Origin of the sequence: Hymenobacter montanus (assembly GCF_014699115.1) — a bacterium.
In the GTDB taxonomy this organism is placed as follows: Bacteria; Bacteroidota; Bacteroidia; order Cytophagales; family Hymenobacteraceae; genus Hymenobacter; species Hymenobacter montanus.
The window spans coordinates 300,661-319,001 of record NZ_JACXAD010000001.1 but is presented as its reverse complement, the minus strand read 5'-3'; the positions used below and the strand labels follow the sequence as shown (position 1 = coordinate 319,001).

Genomic DNA, 18,341 nt, shown 5'->3' with positions numbered 1-18,341 from the left:
TAACGTACCTTGCGGGCATCATTCGCACTTTACTATTGCCGAGCATGAGACATACTTACCGTTGGGTGCGGCCGCTCCTGGCAGCTCTGTTAATTTTTATGGGCTTTACCGTCCAGGCGCAGCAGGTATGGCGTCCGTTTCGGTTGGGGCTGATTTATGCTTACAAAGAGGCTTCGGGCTCCAATACCAACCTCATTCATACGCTCCGGGCCGACTCGGCCTATGCCACGCCAACTGGCGATTCGGTTTATGCGTTCAACCGAAGGCTGCGCAGCTCCGCGGGCACTACTTTTCCCCAGGGCTCAGTGAAAAGCCGCAACAACCTGTTTGGCGCGCTGCTGCGCTGGCGGCCGGGCCAAAAGAGCTACACGCTGGAGGCCCTGGCGCAAGCTGACGTGCAAGCGCCCGTCAGCCTGGAGCTGTTTCCACAGGCGCCCGTGGGCAGCACCTGGAACGCCAGCACCCAGCCGTTGCGAACCGCCACCTTGCTAAGCCGGAATTGGGAAACCATCAGCCCCGGCGTGGAGGATAGCGTAGCCGTCATCAATGTTACCGCCTCCGGAACCACCACCGCGATTCGCCTCAGCCGGCGCTACGGCTTGCTGGCTGGCCCGCAGTGGCTGGGTGGCGCTACCGGCCTCCCGTTGGTGCAGGCGGCGCTGCCGGCCACCTTCGAGCAGTCGCTGTATAATCCGCTCCGGCTGTTTGACGTGCGGCCCGGCGACGAGTTTGGCTACCAGGAAGTTGATGTTGTGAGTCCAGTCCAGTGCTCCGATAAGAAGAAGCTGCGTCGTATCGTTTCGCGGCGCCTGACGGCTGATAGTTTAGTTATCACCTACCAGGAGCAGCTGCGGGACGAAGAATTCGGTTACGCCGGAGTCTGCTCTTTACCCGCCCGAGTAACTTATGGTCCGATTACCATAAAGCGGTGGGCTATGGCGCGCGTGGGCAACCAGTGGGAGGCGTCGGGCGCGACGCTCCAGCTAGGGGCACTGCGCCTGCTAACGGGTGAGTACGTTCCCGGACCCGCCAATTCTTATTTGTTAGTGGGGCTGCCCATTGGCAGTGGCGGCGCTGCTGGCTGTGCCCCAGCGGCGGGCCGTATTAGCTATACCCCCTACTACTGGCGGAACCGCCCGCAGAGTGGGGCCACACCCATTTACGGCGCGGGGCTTGATTATGATGCGTGGCAGTACAGTTTCGCCCCCGGCTTCACAACCAGCTTTGAAGGCTGGGATAACTTAATCTACTCCCGTAAGTCAGTGAACGGGGTTACTCAAGTCTGCGGCAGTCCCCAGGGTTTTGTCAACCTCTTACCCACCCGCGCCGCTCAAGCCGCGGCTCTGGCCACGCTGCACCCCAACCCGGCCACCGAAAGTGCCACCCTCACCCTGGCCCAACCCGCCCGCGTGGGCCAGGTACTAACCCTGACTGATGTGCTGGGCCGCAACGTGTGGAGCGCGCCCGTGCCGGCGGGCCAGACAACCGTAGCCGTACCGCTGGCCGGGCAGCCAGCGGGCCTCTACCTGCTCACGCTCAGCGGGCCCGCTGGCCACACGGGTACCTGGAAGCTGCACCACGAATAAAAGAAGCGTCTTCCGCAAAAAAAAGAGCCTGTTACTCACGTAGCAGGCTCTTTTCTGTTTTAGCGGCGGTTTACGTTACCTGCTTCGACGGTTACTGCGTTAGAACTTAGAACCTAGAGCTCAGAACTTAGAAGCAAGAACATCGCCTTTTTGTAGCTCCAAGCTGGCTCTTTACTGCGGTCTAAGCTCTAGGTTCTAAGTTCTAAAAGCGAACGCAAACTGCTTCTTAGTGTTGAGCAGGCCCGTTTACGCCACGCTCACTTTCACCATGTTAGCTTTGCCACGTTCCTGAATAGGCATCGAGCCGGTGTTGATGAATACGTCGCCGGCTTCAAGGTGGCCGGTGGTAGTGAGGACGTAGCGAAGGTCGGTAATGGTGCTGTCGGTGCTGATGAGGCGGTCGTAGTAGAAGCTGCGCACGCCCCACACCAGGCTCAGGGCCGTGAGCAGGTTGCGGTTATCGGTAAAGATGAAGATGTCGGCCTTGGGGCGGTACTTGGCCAACTGAAATGCCGTATAGCCATGGTGGGTCATGCCGGTCAGCGCTTTGGCACCCGTGTTTTTGGCCAGGTGGCAGGCCGCCGAGAGCACGCTATCGGCCATGAAGTTCCGCCCGGCCGGGTCGATGGGCCACCACCGGTGAAAGAGCTGGGGGCTCCGGGTTTCCACGCTCAGGATGGTGTTGACCATGGAGCGAATAACCTCGGCGGGGTAGGCTCCCACGGCCGTTTCGGCCGAGAGCATCACGGCATCAGCTCCGTCGAGCACGGCATTGGCTACGTCGCTGGTTTCGGCGCGGGTGGGGCGGGGGGCCGTAATCATGCTCTCCATCATCTGGGTGGCCACGATGACGGGCTTGGCGGCCGCGTTGCACTTGGCGATAATCATCTTCTGGGCCATGGGCACCTCTTCCATCTTCACTTCCACGCCCAGGTCGCCGCGGGCTACCATCACCGCGTCGGCAATGGCAATGATTTCGTCGATGTTGCGCAGGCCGTCGGGGGTTTCGATTTTAGCTACCACGCGGGTAGTTTTACCGGCGTCGGCAATGAGCTTTTTGATGAAGCGAATGTCTTCGGCCTTGCGGGCAAAGCTCAGGGCCACCCAGTCGATGTCGTGCTCCAGGCCAAACTGCAGGTCTTCGATGTCCTTTTCGGTCATGGACGGGGCCGAAACTTCGGAATCGGGCAGGTTGATGCCCTTGCGGGGCTTCACCAGGCCGCCGTACACCACTTCCACCTCTACTTCCTGGTCGCGGTCGGTGGCCAGCACCTTGAGTTCGATTTTGCCATCATCAATCAGAATCATATCCCCGGGCTTCACGTCGCGGGCCAGGCCCAGGTAGATGGTGCTCAGCCGCGTGGCCGTGCTGATTTCCTTCTCGCCGCACACCATCTTGAGTTTGTCGCCCGCCTTGATCTCGACGCCGCCGCCTTCTACTTCACCCAGGCGAATTTTGGGGCCCTGCAAATCCTGGAGCAAGCCCACGGAGGTGCGCATGTCCTTGTTCAGCCGGCGCACGGTGCTGATAACCGCCAGGTGGTCGTCGTAGGAGCCGTGCGAGAAGTTAAGTCGAAACACGTCGACGCCCTCCCGGATGAGGACTCCCAGACGCTCGTACGTATTAGAGGCGGGGCCAACGGTGGCTACAATTTTGGTTTTGTTGAACGCAGGACGTTTTTCCATGTAGAGTTGGGATATAAGCGCAAAAAACTCCCCTCTTAATAAGGAGGAGGGATTTCAGCGCAGCTGAAATGGGGTAATTCATTTGTTGAACGGGACTCGCCCGAAGTGGGTGGGAGTGGTTCACCGGCCGCCACTTCCACACGAGCCATTGGCCGGGGCCTTCGGCACCGAGAAGGTTATTAGATCAGGCTAGAGAATAAGATTTTCCTTGTACTTCAGGGTGTTGGGGTCGAACTGACATACGTATTGCACGGCATCAAGGGCGGCGAGCTGCTCCACCAGCTCTTCGTCGGCCAGCACTCCGGTGCCGTTCGTTACGGCCAGCAGGTAGTCGTATTCTTTGATATCAGGGGCTAAGAACGGCTTTTTTAAGTTGGAGGGTACCACGGAACGGTTGCGCAGCAGCCGAAAAGTGACGGTTTCGGTGGCGTGCAAGTAGTGCGTGAACACCAGCCGGCCGCGGCTGAGCAGGTTCAGCAGCAGCTCGGGCTGCTTGATCAGGCGCAGGCGCAAAGCCCGGTTTAAGGTCCAGGCCAGGGTGTAGTCGCGGGTACTGCTCACCAGCCCGAACAGGGAGAAGTCGCACTCATAGTCAACGTCTAACGTGAAATTCTTCATAACGACCGCCTGGGGGCACCCGGCGAGCGGGCGGAGGCAAAGCTACGGCCTGCGGCGGGCCACTGCCAGGGCTGCCGCCATAATCTTGTACCGGCAATTGAAAACCGCGGCGGTGGGTTAGTTGGAAAATCTCTCGTTACTTTGTGCCGTAGTTTTCCTTTAAACCCCACGGAAATGTCTGAAATCGCAGAAAAAGTAAAGGCCATTATTATTGATAAACTGGGCGTCGAAGCCTCCGAAGTTACCCCCGAAGCCAGCTTCACCAATGATTTGGGTGCCGACTCACTGGATACTGTCGAGCTGATTATGGAGTTCGAAAAGGAGTTCAACGTGAGCATTCCCGACGACCAGGCCGAAAACATCGGCACCGTGGGCCAAGCCATCAGCTACCTCGAAGAACACGCGAAATAATTACTCGTCATTCTGGGCAAAACGCACCCATTGAGCCCCGCCAGGGGCGCTGTTGTTTGGCCTTGTCCGGAGGAACCACCCCTGTTCTGCGCATACCGGCCGGCCCGCCGCCGGCCGGTTTTGCCGTTTTATCCTGCTTCATCTTTCGCGCCATTGGCGTTTGCTTATGTCGTCCATCCGACGGGTTGTCGTTACCGGCCTCGGGGCCATTACACCGCTGGGCAACACTGCCCCGGCTTATTGGGAAGGTTTGCGAGCGGGCATTAGCGGTGCCGCCACCATCACCCGCTTCGACGCCACCAAGTTCAAAACTCGCTTCGCCTGCGAAGTGAAAGGGTACCAGCCTGATGATTTTTTCGATCGCAAAGAGGGTCGTAAAATGGACCTGTTCACGCAGTTCGGGGTGATAGCGGCCGACGAGGCCATTGCCGACTCGGGCCTGCTGCAGAGCAGCGTGAACAAGGACCGGGTGGGCGTGATCTGGGGCTCGGGCATCGGCGGCCTGAAGTCGCTGCAGGAAGAGTGCTTTCAGTTCGAGCGCGGCGACGGCACCCCCCGCTACTCGCCCTTCTTCATCCCGCGCATGATTGCCGACTCGGCATCGGGCAACATCTCCATTAAGAACGGGTTCCGCGGCCCCAATTTCGTCACGACCTCGGCCTGCGCCTCGTCGAACGACTCCATCATCGCCGCTTTCAACAACATTCGCCTCGGCCTGGCCGACGTGATGATAACGGGCGGCTCCGAAGCAGCCATCACCGAGTCAGGCGTGGGGGGCTTCAACGCCCTCAAGGCCATGAGCGAGCGTAACGACGACCCGGCCTCGGCGTCGCGGCCGTACGACAAGGACCGCGACGGCTTCGTGCTGGGCGAAGGTGCCGGCGCGCTGGTGCTGGAAGAATACGAGCACGCCAAGGCCCGGGGCGCCAAGATATACGCCGAACTGATTGGCGGCGGCATGTCGTCGGACGCCTACCACATCACGGCCCCCGACCCGAGCGGCAGCGGCGTGGTGCTCGTGATGCAAAATGCCCTGCGCGACGCCGGCATTGCCGTAACCGAGGTAGACTACATCAATACCCACGGCACCAGCACGCCCCTGGGCGACGGAGCCGAAATCAAAGCCATTGAGCAGGTATTCGGCGAGCACACGCCCACGCTCAACATCTCTTCGACCAAGAGCATGACCGGGCACCTGCTCGGCGGCGCCGGGGGCGTGGAGGCCGTGGCCTGCCTGATGGCCATGCAGCACGGCCAGGTGCCGCCCACCATCAACCTGCACACCCCCGACCCGGAAATCAACCAGAACCTGAACTTCACGCCCAACGTGGCCCAGGTCCGCGACGTGCGGGTGGCCATGAGCAATACCTTCGGGTTCGGCGGCCATAACACGTCGGTGATATTTCGCAAGCTGTAGAATTAAAAATTAAAAATGAAGAATTAAAAAAAGGACCAGATGATTTTTAATTCTTCATTTTTAATTTTTAATTCCTAGAAAACGGTACTCTTACGGGAGAACCGCTCTATTTTATATCTACCCCTGCTTTGTTCGGTTTCGTTTCCCGGTTTTTTGGCGCTGATAAGGCTTTCCGACAGGCCGTGGCCACGGTTACGGGCCTCACGCCAGTGAACGCGAAGCTTTATCGGCTGGCGTTTACCCACTCCTCGGTGGTGCGGCAGCAGCCGGGCCTGAGCCGGCACCAAAGCAACGAGCGGCTGGAGTTTCTGGGCGATGCCGTGCTGGGTACGGTGGTGGCCGAGTATCTCTTCCGAAAGTACCCGTACGAGCAGGAGGGCTTCCTGACCGAAGTGCGCTCGCGCATCGTGAACCGGGAAAGCCTGAACACCATTGCCCTGAAGCTGGGGCTCGATAAGCTCGTGCAGCTGGATGTGGCCCACGGCCGGGCGGCCCGCTCGCGCTCAGTAAATGGCAACGCCCTGGAGGCCCTCGTGGGCGCCGTGTACCTGGACCTGGGCTACCAGGCGGCCCGCAAGTTTGTATTGAGCCGCTTGGTGAAGGGTTTTGTCGACGTGCACACGTTGACTACCACCACGGCCAATTTCAAGAGCAAGCTGGTGGAGTGGGCTCAACGCCAGGGTAAAGTTCTTCGCTACGACATCACCGGCGAGGCCCGGCCGGGCGGCATGATGGAGTTTACGGCCACGGTGCTGTTGGATGAGGAAGTAGTAGCCACCGGCATGGGCCTGAGCAAGAAGCAGGCCGAGCAGCTAGCCGCCGACCGGGCGCTGACGGCCCTAGGAGTGGCTTGAGAAGCATGTCTCCCTCGCTACCTGCCCGTAGTAGGCTATTGAAAACAGATTCCTGATGAAACTATGACAGAAATACGTACTTGGCGGCGTGCGGGATGCGATATAAGTTGGATGTATCATCTATGGAAATCCAGCGAGGAGGAGCGGATGAAAAAGCTGCTGGCGGATGCTGGGTATCGCAGGAACTGGATTGCCGAGAGAATAGAACGTCTGCTGGATGCGCTTGGGAACTTTGCCGCAGTTCAGAGTCTGTCTATTAATGCCTGCCGAGGTGGGGAAAATACCTTTGTGATAGATGATTGGCAGGGAGCAGCGTCGCGGGCAGAGCTTTTGGGCTTTTTGCAAAAAACCGATGACGTGTACCTCATCTACATCCATCTGATCCTTCATTGTGAGGAATTGGGCCCTGATGGGGAGCGAAAAAAGCTGGAGATTAAATGTGGTGGAAGCATTCAATTCGGAATTGATTTAGATAATAATGGCAGCCTTAATACTGATGATGAGACTCCAATGTATTTTGCTCTTGGTCTTGAGGTGGATATATATGCTCCCCTTTCTTGGGCGGAATGTCGAGATAACACGGAGCTTGCTACCTTGAATGGTCCACGCTTATCAGCATTTCTCCAACGTCTCGAACACCAAATACCAGTAGAGTTTATAGAGGTTGAAGCCTCTGGTTATACGGCAGGGCGTTATGGATTTCTAGCAGTCGATGAGTCTGAGAGAAGTTAAAGGACGATGGGCTAATCAGGTAATTTCTGTGCAAAGTCTGCTGCAAGTCAAGTAGGTTCCGACATGGCAATAGCAAGTGTTTTAATCTGTAGCCCGTAAGTAAATGATAGAAAGCTTCAATGTTCCCAGATGAGTTGTAATACTCCCTAGCGCTATTGGTCGATTGTATCCTACTCGCTGGTCCTTACTTACTCTATGCCTTCAGCTTAGAGAAGCCAAAGCTGCTGGGACAGTGGGCTCGTTCGCACACGTTCGAGGTTTTAATAAAAGGTTGCCAACAACATCTAATTATTTCAGGTATCAACTAAATGATTGGGAGAGGGCGAATACAGGTCAGGCTATCCGAATTCAAAAACAATTTCCCAGCCTTGAGGCGCTCTCGGGGCTACACCCTACCTATACGCTTATGCTGACCCTGCCTCAAGACCCATTCCATCCTTATCTCAACCGCGATTTGGCCGACCTTCCGGGGGAAGAATGGCGGGGTATTGCCGGCTTTGAGCCCAACTACGAAGTATCGAACCTGGGCCGGGTGCGCTCGGTGGGGCGGTTTTATCCGCATCGGCAAGGCAAGCCGGTTTGGCTGGAAAGCCGCATCTTGTCGCAAACGTACCGCCTGGATAAGAACGAGCGTACTGGTGAACCCACGGTAGCGCTGCGCGTGGCGCTGAGCCGCGACGGGACCCGGCACGACTTAACGGTACGCCGCCTGGTGTACGCGGCCTTCGTGAGCGCGGAGCTGGGCGCGGAAGTTGTAATCAATCGGGACGGCGACGGCTGGAACAACCGGGTTGAAAACCTCCAGCTCGTTACCAAGAGCGAGAAAGGCAAGCGGGTTATCGCTCGGGGGCGGGACACGAACACGCTGGCTACTATCGACCGCAGTAATTGGCCCAAAACGTACGGGGGGTACAGCCGGCGAAAGCCCATCGCCCGGTGCGACCTGAACAGCGGCGAGGTGCTGGAAGAATATCCGAGCATTGCCGAGGCAGTGCGCCGCACCGGCTGGGATGAGAAAAGCATCATTCTGGCGGCGAAAGGCCGCTGGCGACACTATCATGGCTTTGCGTGGAAATACCTGCAAGTGCCGGCTGCGGCCGGTTAGCAAGGATTTTTCCTTCACATATACTCCCGGTTGGCTATCTGTCCCGTTTAAGAAGCGAAGTGGCAGAAATTAGGGCAGCGCGAGCGTTGGAAGTAATCAGCAGCTCCTGCTCAGCCTACTTGTTGGCTTATTGAGAAAAACCAGCTGATTTTTGGTAGTAAAACGGGCTTAGTATCGTTTTCCGTTTCAACTTTAGGACTAGCTCAACTGCCCGCCCCAGTACGAATCCACCGGGAAACTAACCATTGTGCCGTACCACTTCGCTGGTACATAATAACCTAGAAACATGAAAATTGCCGGCGCTGCTCTGAATCAAATTCCTATTGATTGGGAGCACAACCTTCGTAACATCCGCACGGCCATTGAGATGGCGAAGGCCAGCGGCGTGGAACTGCTTTGCCTGCCCGAGCTCTGCCTCAGCGGGTACGGCTGCGAAGACCTGTTTTTGAGCGACTGGATGCCGCAGGCCGCGCTGGCCCACCTGCAGCAGGTGCGGCAATGGACGGACGGCATTTGCGTTGTGGTGGGCCTGCCCGTGCGGCTGAATAAGCGCACGTACAACACGGCGTCCGTGCTGCGCGACGGCCAGATAATTGGCTTCGCTGCCAAGCAGTTCCTGGCCAACGACGGCGTGCATTACGAAACCCGGTTTTTTACGCCCTGGCGGGCGGGCGAAACCACGACCGTAAGCTGGGAAGGGGAGAGCTGGCCGCTGGGTGACCTGGTTTTTGAGCACCGTGGCGTGCGCTTTGGCTTCGAGATTTGCGAAGACGCCTGGCGCCCGGACGACGTGCGGCCGGCCTGCCGGCTGATGGGCAAGGTCGACTTGATCGTGAACCCGTCGGCCAGCCATTTTGCCATGAGCAAGACCGACGTCCGCTACCAGTTGGTAATGAAGGCTTCGCGCACCTTCAACTGCACGTACCTGTATGCTAACCTGCTCGGCAATGAGGCCGGCCGGGTTATTTACGATGGCGAAATCCTGGTGGCGCGCAACGGCCACCTGCTCCTGCGCAACCAGCTGCTGAGCTTCAAGGAGGTGGATTTGGAGTGGCTGGACGTAGATTTTACGACTGAGCCGGCGCCCGCGGCCGAAATCGTGCCTTTGCCGGCGCCCGACGAATACCGCGAGCTCAACCAGGCCATGAGCCTGGGCTTGTTCGACTACCTGCGCAAGGCGCGCAGCCGCGGGTTTGTGCTGAGCCTGAGTGGCGGGGCCGATTCCTGCTTTTGCGCCGTGGGCGTGGCCGAAATGGTGCGGCTGGGGGTGGAGGAGCTAGGCGTTGAAGCGTTCAAGCAGCGGAGTGGCTGCTTCCCGACCGCAGCCGAAACGGTGCAGCAGGAAGGCGCGGGCGGCAAAGCACCCCAAACCGTGGAAAACGCCGCCCCCGCGGATCCGGCAGCCCTCAGCAGCAATCAGCAGCTGGTGCGCCACCTGCTGACTTGCGCTTACCAGGGCACGGTGAACTCTTCGGACGATACCTTCAACTCGGCCAAAGAGCTGGCCGATAGCATTGGGGCCCGCTTCTACCACTGGGGCATCGATGAGGAAGTAAGTGGTTACGTGGGCAAAGTTCAGCAGGTGCTGGAGCGGGAGCTCACCTGGCAAACCGACGACCTGGCCCTGCAGAACATCCAGGCCCGGGTGCGGGCTCCCGCCATCTGGCTGCTGGCCAACGTGCAGAATTGCCTGCTCATCACCACTTCCAACCGCTCGGAGGCCAGCGTGGGCTATTGCACGATGGATGGCGACACGGCTGGCAGTATTTCGCCCATCGCGGGCGTCGACAAAGACTTCGTGAAGCAGTGGCTGCGCTGGGCCGAAACCGAGCTGGGCTACTCGGCCCTGCGCCACGTGAACGCCCTGCAACCCACCGCCGAGCTGCGCCCCCTGGCCGACAAGCAAACCGACGAGCGCGACCTCATGCCCTACACCCTGCTCAACCGCATCGAGCGCCTGGCCTTTTACGACCGCCTTAGTCCGCGCCAGGTGCTGGCCACGCTGGCCGGGGAGGGCACGGGCTTCGAGGAAGAGCAACTCAAAACCTACGTGCGCCGCTTCTATACTCTCTGGAGCCGCAACCAGTGGAAGCGCGAGCGGTACGCCCCGAGCTTCCACCTCGACGACTACAACGTCGACCCGCGCTCCTGGCTGCGCTTTCCCATCCTCAGCGGCGGCTTTGCCGAGGAGCTGGCGGGGTTGTAAAGGGCTTCTGGCACGACTTCAGGTTGACGAGTTAGGGTATTGCTGGATAGGCGCTAAAGCATAGGCTATTCAGGGACTCAAGCAATACATTCGAGCACCTCCGACCGGGCGCCGCCAAGGCGGCTCGCTTCGGCAATGATGGAATTGCGCTGCTGAATCTGGCGCCTCAGCCGCGCTCGGTAGGGCAGTGAAAACTGATTTTTGGAACAACTTCAACAATAGTCGAAAGTCCGCGCAAGTTTTTAGCGCAGATAGTACCTAACTCCCAGAAGCCCGGATATTGACAGCCCCAAGTCAATGCCGGATGAACATTCTATCTGAGTTCAGATTGTTTTCTGTGGATTACACCCTCCCGCTGGTTTTTGCTGATGACTCGCCCACCTGCGGCCGAGAGCTTACTCCTACTGCCGATGCCGACCTGGTAGCGCAACTGCAACAGGGCAGCGAAGCCGCCTTTCGCACGTTGGTAGCGCGTTACCAGGACCGGATTTACCGCACGGTGTTTTCGCTGTTACGCACGCCCGAAGAAGCCGAAGATGTTGCTCAAGAGGTTTTTGTAGAAGTTTATCAGACCATTGCCCGGTTTAGGGGTGAAGCCAGCTTGACAACCTGGCTCTACCGGCTCGCCACCTCGCGCGCCCTGAGAGCCCGCCAGAAGGCTCGTGCCCAAAAGCGCTTCGCCTATTTCACCAGCTTGCTGGGCTTCGACAATGACGTGCTTCACGAACCGCCCGATCATGCGCACCCCCTCGCGCTGCTCGAAGGCCAGCAGCAGCTACAGTTACTGCTAGACCACATTGCCCGGCTGCCCGATCAGCAACAGGTGGCCTTTACCCTGCACCACGAGCAAGGGCTGCGCTATGAGGAGATAGCGGCAGTACTGAATACCAGCGTGTCCGCCGTAGAATCTCTGCTGTTTCGGGCTCGCCAAACCCTCCGCAAACACGTTCAACGTCACCGCCATGCCTGATTCCGTCTTTCGACCCGACCCCGATGAGGAATGGGAAGCTCTGATTCGCCAGCTGCAGGCCCAGCCGAAAGCGGGCCCCCAGCCCTTCTTCTACGGGCGGGTGCGTGCCCGGCTCTCCGCTCAAGCAGCAGCAAAGCAGGCTTTGCCCGGGTGGCTGCTGCGGCCCGCCTACGCGATGCTGCTCGGCTCGGTGGTGCTGACGCTCAGCGGCGACGGCCGGGCGCTGCGCCCGGACCCGGAACCGACCCGTCACGTTCGCACCAGCGCTCAGCCGCCGCGGCCACTGCCGCGCTAAGCCAGCCGGTGCTTTTAAAGGAAGCACGAGTAGGCCTCAGCAGAAGAGCGTTGGGTCGCGAAGCGTCGTGTTGGGAGATCAAGGCTGATGAGCTCTTCACCTGATGGGCTCGGTAGCGCTTCGGGCCCGTTCCCAGGTCCGACTCCAGCCGACGAGTAAGCGTCCCGTTATCTTGTTAAACTCATCAAGCCGAAGGTAGGAGTACCTTTGAGCACTATTCCATTTTCGAGTCGTATGCAGCCTTTCCTCGCCGCCATTTACTGGAACGTTAACCCCATCATCGCGCACATTGGGCCCCTTACGTTGCGCTGGTACGGCCTGTTCTTCATGCTGCCCTTCATCCTGGGGACTTTCATCCTGACCCACATTTACCGCTCGGAGCGGGTGTCGCCGCAGTGGGTTGACGTGATTACGATTTACATGCTGATTGGCACCATCGTGGGCGCCCGGCTGGGCCACATGCTATTCTACGACCTCGACGCACTGATAGCCGACCCGATGGTGGTGTTCCGCATCTGGCAAGGGGGCTTGGCCAGCCACGGCGCGACCATCGGCATTTTGTTCGCCTGCTGGCTGTTCGCGCGCAATAATAAGTTCGATTACCTGTGGGTGCTCGACCGCATCGTTATCGTCGTGGCCTTGGGCGGGGCCTGCATCCGGACGGGTAACCTGATGAACTCCGAAATCGTGGGTAAGCCCACGGATGTACCCTGGGCTTTCATTTTCCCACGCGATACCGAGCACCTCATTCAGGGCGTGGCCGTGCCGCGACATCCCACTCAGATTTACGAGGCCCTGTTCTGCATTTTTCTGCTCGTCCTGCTCTACTCGATGTGGAACCGTACCAAGGAGCGTACGCCGCGTGGGCAACTGTTCGGACTGTTCGTCGTGCTGCTCTTCACGCAGCGTTTCCTGGGCGAATACCTGAAGGAAAACCAGGTAGCCTTCGAAAACGGCCACTTGTTCAACCAAGGACAGCTGCTGAGCATCCCGTTGGTCTTCATCGGGCTATGGGTGCTGTGGCGGGCCGGCAAGGACCCTCAAAACCCGCACGGCTATGCCCCGCGCGATTTGGGTAAGAAAGGCGACCAGCAGCCCGCCATTGGTACCGCCACAAGCTAGCTCTCTTAACTCCGCGAAACTTTGCGCGCCTACGGTAGCGTAAACTCATACAGCCCCCCTTGCTCGGTGCTGATGAGCAGGGTGCTATCATCTTTGAAGACGGCACCTTCGGTTTGGCCGGCACCGCTGAGGTCGACGCGCCGGGGCGGGGCCTTCAGGAGGTCGTCCCAAGAATTGCCGTCGAGGATGAACAGCTCGCCGCGGCCCAGCAGCACGAGACGGTGGCCATCGGCGCGCAGGGCGGCGTCGGTCACCTGGCCGGGAATGGCGAGCTTTGTCACGAGCTGGGCGGTGTATTCGCCGGGCTGGTCGGGCACGGTGTAGACCTTGCTGGTACAGCTCTGGCCCCGGTCTTTGGTGAACAGCCAAACCTTGCCCTCGTGCCACAGGCTGGCTTCGCAGTCGAAGTTGCGCTGCTTTTTGCTGGGCGGAAACTCGCTCTGGTCGGGGTAGGAGAAGCTGATCTTGCTTACTCCGCTGGGAGCATCGGGCCGCACGCGGTAGATGGTCAGATTGCGGCGCATACTTTCGTTGTTGCCGCAGTCGCCGATGTAATAGTTGCCCTGGGGGTCGCGGCTCAGGCTTTCCCAATCCGAGTTGGTCGCGTTGATGGAGATAGTGTTTACCAGCTTGCCGGTGCCAGTGATTTCGTAGAGGGTGGGGTAGTTGCCGTCGTCGCCGAAGCTGTAGTAGTGCTGGCTGTCGGCCGCCGGGGCCAGGCCCGAGCTCTCCGGCACCACTCCTTTGAGCGAGCCTACTTCGTGTAGGCCGGGGATTGCGGCGGCGGCGTCTTTGTTCTTGCGGCGGTCGCCGCCTTTCGCCTTGCCGGGGGCGCTGCTTTTATCGGTTTGGGCCTCGGAGCAGGAAGAAATGAGCAGTAAGGCCAACGCGGCCGGCAACAGAGGAATAAAGCGCATTGAGCAAATACACGAATGAATGAACGTGCTTATACGGAAAAGGCCGACTATGGTACGGGGTCGAAGCCCTGGCCGCCCCAAGGGTGGCAGCTGGCCAGGCGCCGCAATGCCAGGCGCCCACCCCGCCAGGGACCGTGTTTGGTAATGGCCTCGGCCGCGTAGGCCGAACACGTGGGCGTGTAGCGGCAGCTAGGTGGCGTTAGCGGCGAGATGCAATGCCGGTAAAACCAGACCAGGGCCAGAAAAAGCGCACGAAACAGCCGAGACATGGGGGCAAGATAAGCAGCCCGGTGGGTAACGCCGAGGTGATTAGCCTGTACGAGCGTGACCTGGGCGGGGGCTCCCGGCTACTTCGGCAGCGCGTTCAGCTCCGCTTTCCACCGTTCCCAGTCGGGCATAAGCTGCGTTTGCAGGTCGTAGAAAGCTTTGGAATGGTCGCCAACCACTAAGTGGCAACACTCGTGCAGCAGTACGTAGTCGAGGCATTCGGGGCGGGCGCGAATAAGCTCCGGGCTGAGGCGGATGCGCCCGGTGCGCGGCGTGCAGCTGCCCCAGCGGGTGCGCATGTTGCGCACGAACAAGGTAGGGCGGACGAGGTTGAAGGCGGCGAAGCGCGGCCATACCCGCGCCAGGGACTCGGCAAACTGCGGGCCCGCCTGGTGGGCGTACCAGCGGTGTAGCAGGGCGCTGGTTTGTGCGGGTTCGAGGGGGGCCGCGGCCGATACGATCAGCTCGTCGCCGACCAGCGCCACCGCGGGCCGGCGGGCTTCGGTAAAACGCAGGCGGTAGGGTCGGCCCTGGTAGTAATGGAGGCTGCCAGCTTCGTAGCGACGGCTCGGGGCAGGTGCCGGGCGGTTAGCAAAAGAGGCTTGGTGCTTGAGAATCCAGTCAGCTTTTTTTAGCACTTGCTGAGCCACCCATTCGCGCGAAGTACCGGCGGGGGCGCTGACGTGCACGCTGCCGTCGGGCTTCACCGCGAAGCCAATCGTACGTCGGGATCGAAACACGAGGGTATAGCTAAGGAGCTGGTTATTATAGGAAAGACTTTCGTGGTAGGGAGCAGCAGCGAAGGGTCGGGGCATGGGGCAGCAAGTTCGACAGTAGGGTCGGAATATGTAAGCAAACGGCGAAGCCCGGCAAAATAATTTCGAGGCCGAGTGCAAATAATTACTGGTGCTGTCTTACCTTCAAATTATGAGAAAGTATGTACTTGAATATTATAGTGCTTTGGGAGGTGTATTGACGTTGATTGGCGTGTTGCTGGGTTCCCCGGCCCGGGCCCAGGGCAACGGCCCGGGCGTACGGGGCGCCCGGGCCGCCGCACTCAGCAACGCCTCGGTCGCGCTAGCCGGCGAGGTGTGGAGCATGGGTAACAACGTAGCCGGCCTGGGCGAGATTCAGCAGCCCACCGTTGGCTTTTATGCGGAGAACCGCTACTTCAGCCCGGCCCTGAACGTGGGGGCGCTGGCGGTAGCCTTGCCGCTGGGCCGGGCCAGCGCGCCCTCGGCCCCCGACCAAAGCCCCTCGGCCCCCACCCGGACCTGGGCCCGCCACGGCGTGGTGGCCTTTGAGGCCCAGCGCTTCGGGGGCACGCTCTACAACGAAACCCGCGTGGGGGCCGGGTACGGCTACCGTTTTGGGCAAATCAGCCTGGGCGGGCGCGTCGATCTGCTGCAAGTAAGCATCGAAGGCCTGGGCAGCCGGCGCGTGGTGCTGGGCACGCTGGGCGGGCAAATCGAGATAGTGCCCCAACGGCTCAGCTTTGGCGCTTCGCTCTATAACCTCACCCAAGCTAAGCTGGCCAGCTACCAGGCCGAGCGAGTGCCCACCGTGCTGCGGGCCGGCCTGGCTTACCGCCCCAGCGCACAGGTGCTCTTGCTGGCCGAAACCGAGAAAGACGTGGAGCGCGACGCCAATTTCAAGGCCGGCCTGGAATACCGGCCGGTGCCCACGTTGGCGGCCCGGCTCGGAATCGCCTCACTCACCGGGCAGGCCAGCGCGGGCATTGGCGTGCTGGCGGGGAAATTTCAGGTCGACTACGCGGCGGCGTTTCAGCAGGCGCTGGGCTTCAGCCAGCATCTGAGCGTGAGCAAGTCGTGGGGGGATTTTTAATTAAAAATGAAGAATTAAAAATTAAAAATTTCCGAATTTCTGATGAAAAATTTCTGCTCATTGGTATGTAATAGGGTGCAGCAAAATTGCTTGTTCATAATCTGCCCGCGCAAAGCACGTGGTATAGGTGGCCTCCTACTGTTCTCATTTTTAATTTTTAATTCTTTATTTTTAATTAACCCTAACCTCGCGCAGGCGCAGGATTACGTCCGCCGTGCGCCTGACCTTGACCGTCTTACCCAGGAGCTATTTGCCGAGATAGAATCGGATGAGGTTCCGTACGAGGACCTTTACGAGACGCTGCTCCAGTACTACCAGACGCCCATTAACCTCAACACCGCCACCCGCGAAGAGCTGCGGGCCCTGCTGCTGCTGACCGAAAACCAGGTAAGTAACTTATTGCACCACCGGGAGCTCAACGGGGAGTTGCTGAGCGTGTACGAGTTGCAAAGTATTGAGGGCTACGAGCTGCGGACGATAAACCGGATTCTGCCGTTCGTGAGCGTGCTGAGTAGCAATCAGAATGCCGCGCGGGGCTCGTTTTGGCAGCGCCTGGCCCACGAGGACAACAACGCCCTTTACCTGCGCTACGAGCGGGTACTGCAGCAGCGCCGGGGCTATACAGCGCCCACCCTCTACCAGGGCCAGCCCACTACGCGTTACCTTGGCACGCCCGATAAGATGGTGATGCGCTACCGCGTAAGCCACTCCAAGGATTTCAGCTTGGGCTTCGCATTGGAAAAAGACGCAGGCGAAGCCCTGACCTGGAACCCCAAAAACGGGCAGTTCGGGGCCGACTACTGGTCGGCGCACGTGCTGCTGCAAGAGCGGGGGCGGCTGAAAGCCTTAGCCCTGGGCGACTACCAACTGCAGTTCGGGCAGGGCCTGCTGCTCTCGTCGGGGCTGGGCGTGGGCAAGGGCGCGGAGACGATTACCACCCTGCGGCGCTCGTCGGTGGGCGTGCGGGCGTACTCCTCCTTGCTGGAGAACACGTTTTTTCGGGGCGGCGCGGCTACCTACCAGGTGGCGCCTACGGTGCAAGTCACGGGGTTTGCCTCGCACAAGAACGTGGATGCTAACCTGCAGCAAACCCTTGATTCGCTGGCGCAGTACAGCGAGTTCACCTCGGGCTTGCTGTACACGGGCTTTCACCGCACGGCGGCGGAGCTGGCCAGCCGTCACCGGCTCGCCGAAACCATCGGGGGTGGCAACGTGGGCTACACCAGCCGCGACGGCAACCTGGCCATCGGGGCCACGGGGGTGTACACGCGCTACAGCACCGCTATCCTCAAGCGGCCCGAACCGTACAACCGGTTCGAGTTCAGCGGCCGGGAAAACCTGGCGCTGGCGGTCCACTACAGCTACGTGTGGCGCAACCTGCTGCTCTTCGGCGAAACGGCCCGCAGCACGGGTGGGGGCCTGGGTACCGTGAACGGGCTGCTGGCCAGCCTCGGCCCCACCGTGGACGCGGCCCTACTGGTGCGGCACTACACCCCCACGTTTCATACCCTCTACGGCAATGCTTTCAGCGAAAACACCCGCAACATCAACGAAACGGGCGTGTACGTTGGCCTGAAGGTGCGGCCGGTGGCCCGCTGGGAAATCTCGGCCTACTACGACCAGTTTCGCTTCCCGTGGCTGCGGTACCGGGCCGGTGCTCCCACCGATGGCCACGATGCCCTCGTGCGGGTGGCTTACGCACCTACCAAAACCAGCCTGCTCTACGCCCAGTTGCGCCAGCGCCTCAAACCACAGGACCTGCCCGCAGCCGAACTGATCACTCTCGACCCTTACCGGGCCCTGCCGCTGCCCGGCGACCAGCTGCGGCAGAGCTTGCTGCTGTACTTCAACACCGCCGTCAGCCCGGCCCTGGAGCTGCGGACCCGCCTGCAGGCTTCGCGCCTGCGCTACGACCGCGAGCTGGCCTGGCATCGCGGCTACGTGCTGGCCCAGGATGTGAGCTATCAGCTTAACCGGGCCTTTAAGCTCACGGCTCGCTACTCGGTGTTTGATTCTGACGACTACGATAGCCGCCAGTACATCTACGAGCCGGACGTGCTGCTGGCCGTGTCGTTGCCGGCCCTCTACGGGCAGGGTACCCGGGTCTACGGTATGGCCGAAGTTCACCTCAACCGCTCGCTTACGCTTTGGCTGCGGTACGCCGAAACGCGCTATCGCCACCAGGATACGGTAGGAACCGGGCTGGAAGAAATCCAGGGTGACTTGCGCGGCGAGGTGAAGGCCCAGCTGCGAGTGAAGTTTTAATCTTGCGACGTTGAGCAAAAGGCAATGTTAGGCCATGCCCTTCGC

Annotated in this window: 17 protein-coding genes; 12 read left to right on the top strand and 5 right to left on the bottom strand. The window is 59.9% G+C overall.

All coding sequences use genetic code 11. From position 1 onward, the window contains the following. The first annotated feature begins 44 nt into the window (after nt 1-44). Nucleotides 45-1,586, top strand: a complete 1,542-nt coding sequence (locus tag IC235_RS01220) for a T9SS type A sorting domain-containing protein (protein ID WP_191003330.1) — start codon at nt 45-47, stop codon at nt 1,584-1,586. A 246-nt stretch (nt 1,587-1,832) separates the two neighbouring features. On the opposite strand, the gene pyk is transcribed toward IC235_RS01220, so the two are convergent. After that, a complete protein-coding gene (pyk, locus tag IC235_RS01215) occupies nt 1,833-3,272 on the bottom strand; it encodes a pyruvate kinase (protein ID WP_191003329.1) in 1,440 nt (479 codons plus the stop codon). A 189-nt stretch (nt 3,273-3,461) separates the two neighbouring features. Next, nucleotides 3,462-3,890 (bottom strand): IPExxxVDY family protein, encoded by a 429-nt coding sequence (locus IC235_RS01210; protein WP_191003328.1) that lies wholly within the window; start codon nt 3,888-3,890, stop codon nt 3,462-3,464. Nucleotides 3,891-4,064: 174 nt separating this feature from the next. On the opposite strand from IC235_RS01210, the gene IC235_RS01205 reads away from it, so the two are divergent. The 9 genes from IC235_RS01205 (at nt 4,065) to lgt (ending at nt 13,002) form a co-directional block, all read left to right on the top strand. After that, nucleotides 4,065-4,301 carry an acyl carrier protein gene (locus IC235_RS01205; RefSeq protein ID WP_019948606.1) on the top strand — a complete coding sequence of 79 codons (237 nt, stop codon included), beginning with the start codon at nt 4,065-4,067 and terminating at the stop codon, nt 4,299-4,301. 166 nt (nt 4,302-4,467) lie between these two features. After that, nucleotides 4,468-5,718 carry a beta-ketoacyl-ACP synthase II gene (fabF, locus tag IC235_RS01200; protein ID WP_191003327.1) on the top strand — a complete coding sequence of 417 codons (1,251 nt, stop codon included), beginning with the start codon at nt 4,468-4,470 and terminating at the stop codon, nt 5,716-5,718. A gap of 128 nt (nt 5,719-5,846) precedes the next feature. Beyond that, complete coding sequence (gene rnc / locus IC235_RS01195) at nt 5,847-6,572, top strand: ribonuclease III (RefSeq protein ID WP_223847007.1); 726 nt, start codon at nt 5,847-5,849, stop codon at nt 6,570-6,572. A 147-nt stretch (nt 6,573-6,719) separates the two neighbouring features. Then, nucleotides 6,720-7,304: a hypothetical protein gene (locus IC235_RS01190; protein WP_191003326.1), complete on the top strand. Its 585-nt coding sequence runs from the start codon at nt 6,720-6,722 to the stop codon at nt 7,302-7,304. A 406-nt stretch (nt 7,305-7,710) separates the two neighbouring features. Beyond that, a complete protein-coding gene (locus IC235_RS01185) occupies nt 7,711-8,409 on the top strand; it encodes an NUMOD4 domain-containing protein (RefSeq protein WP_191003325.1) in 699 nt (232 codons plus the stop codon). Nucleotides 8,410-8,695: 286 nt separating this feature from the next. Then, entirely contained in the window at nt 8,696-10,615 is a 1,920-nt protein-coding gene (nadE, locus tag IC235_RS01180) for an NAD(+) synthase (protein ID WP_191003324.1), read from the top strand. 337 nt (nt 10,616-10,952) lie between these two features. Continuing rightward, nucleotides 10,953-11,585 carry an RNA polymerase sigma factor gene (locus IC235_RS01175; protein WP_317173510.1) on the top strand — a complete coding sequence of 211 codons (633 nt, stop codon included), beginning with the start codon at nt 10,953-10,955 and terminating at the stop codon, nt 11,583-11,585. After that, nucleotides 11,578-11,880, top strand: coding sequence for a hypothetical protein (locus IC235_RS01170; protein ID WP_191003322.1), 303 nt, complete (start codon nt 11,578-11,580; stop codon nt 11,878-11,880). The genes IC235_RS01175 and IC235_RS01170 overlap by 8 nt, the downstream gene beginning before the upstream one ends. A 234-nt stretch (nt 11,881-12,114) precedes the next feature. After that, the gene (gene lgt, locus IC235_RS01165) at nt 12,115-13,002 is read left to right on the top strand and encodes a prolipoprotein diacylglyceryl transferase (RefSeq protein WP_191003321.1); all 888 of its coding nucleotides are present in this window, start codon (nt 12,115-12,117) and stop codon (nt 13,000-13,002) included. Between the two features lie 29 nt (nt 13,003-13,031). Here the strand turns inward: lgt and IC235_RS01160 are convergent, their stop codons facing one another. The 3 genes from IC235_RS01160 to IC235_RS01150 form a co-directional block, all read right to left on the bottom strand. After that, complete coding sequence (locus IC235_RS01160) at nt 13,032-13,919, bottom strand: hypothetical protein (RefSeq protein WP_191003320.1); 888 nt, start codon at nt 13,917-13,919, stop codon at nt 13,032-13,034. Nucleotides 13,920-13,966: 47 nt separating this feature from the next. After that, the gene (yidD, locus tag IC235_RS01155) at nt 13,967-14,188 is read right to left on the bottom strand and encodes a membrane protein insertion efficiency factor YidD (RefSeq protein ID WP_191003319.1); all 222 of its coding nucleotides are present in this window, start codon (nt 14,186-14,188) and stop codon (nt 13,967-13,969) included. 78 nt (nt 14,189-14,266) lie between these two features. Then, nucleotides 14,267-15,001, bottom strand: coding sequence for a M48 family metallopeptidase (locus tag IC235_RS01150; protein ID WP_191003318.1), 735 nt, complete (start codon nt 14,999-15,001; stop codon nt 14,267-14,269). Between the two features lie 112 nt (nt 15,002-15,113). Here IC235_RS01150 and IC235_RS01145 point away from each other — a divergent pair, with 112 nt between their 5' ends. Both IC235_RS01145 and IC235_RS01140 read left to right on the top strand, forming a co-directional pair. Then, on the top strand, nt 15,114-16,031 hold the full coding sequence (locus IC235_RS01145) for a hypothetical protein (protein WP_191003317.1): 918 nt from the start codon (nt 15,114-15,116) through the stop codon (nt 16,029-16,031). Nucleotides 16,032-16,121: 90 nt separating this feature from the next. Continuing rightward, a complete protein-coding gene (locus tag IC235_RS01140; protein WP_223847006.1) occupies nt 16,122-18,296 on the top strand; it encodes a helix-hairpin-helix domain-containing protein in 2,175 nt (724 codons plus the stop codon). Nucleotides 18,297-18,341: the final 45 nt, after the last annotated feature.

Excerpts from the sequence above, each read along its gene's own strand:
- IC235_RS01220 (WP_191003330.1), top strand. The coding sequence starts at position 45 with ATGAGACATACTTACCGTTGGGTGCGGCCGCTCCTGGCAGCTCTGTTA.
- pyk (WP_191003329.1), bottom strand. The coding sequence starts at position 3,272 with ATGGAAAAACGTCCTGCGTTCAACAAAACCAAAATTGTAGCCACCGTT.
- IC235_RS01210 (WP_191003328.1), bottom strand. The coding sequence starts at position 3,890 with ATGAAGAATTTCACGTTAGACGTTGACTATGAGTGCGACTTCTCCCTG.
- IC235_RS01205 (WP_019948606.1), top strand. The coding sequence starts at position 4,065 with ATGTCTGAAATCGCAGAAAAAGTAAAGGCCATTATTATTGATAAACTG.
- fabF (WP_191003327.1), top strand. The coding sequence starts at position 4,468 with ATGTCGTCCATCCGACGGGTTGTCGTTACCGGCCTCGGGGCCATTACA.
- IC235_RS01190 (WP_191003326.1), top strand. The coding sequence starts at position 6,720 with ATGAAAAAGCTGCTGGCGGATGCTGGGTATCGCAGGAACTGGATTGCC.
- IC235_RS01185 (WP_191003325.1), top strand. The coding sequence starts at position 7,711 with ATGCTGACCCTGCCTCAAGACCCATTCCATCCTTATCTCAACCGCGAT.
- nadE (WP_191003324.1), top strand. The coding sequence starts at position 8,696 with ATGAAAATTGCCGGCGCTGCTCTGAATCAAATTCCTATTGATTGGGAG.
- IC235_RS01170 (WP_191003322.1), top strand. The coding sequence starts at position 11,578 with ATGCCTGATTCCGTCTTTCGACCCGACCCCGATGAGGAATGGGAAGCT.
- lgt (WP_191003321.1), top strand. The coding sequence starts at position 12,115 with ATGCAGCCTTTCCTCGCCGCCATTTACTGGAACGTTAACCCCATCATC.
- IC235_RS01160 (WP_191003320.1), bottom strand. The coding sequence starts at position 13,919 with ATGCGCTTTATTCCTCTGTTGCCGGCCGCGTTGGCCTTACTGCTCATT.
- yidD (WP_191003319.1), bottom strand. The coding sequence starts at position 14,188 with ATGTCTCGGCTGTTTCGTGCGCTTTTTCTGGCCCTGGTCTGGTTTTAC.
- IC235_RS01150 (WP_191003318.1), bottom strand. The coding sequence starts at position 15,001 with ATGCCCCGACCCTTCGCTGCTGCTCCCTACCACGAAAGTCTTTCCTAT.
- IC235_RS01145 (WP_191003317.1), top strand. The coding sequence starts at position 15,114 with ATGAGAAAGTATGTACTTGAATATTATAGTGCTTTGGGAGGTGTATTG.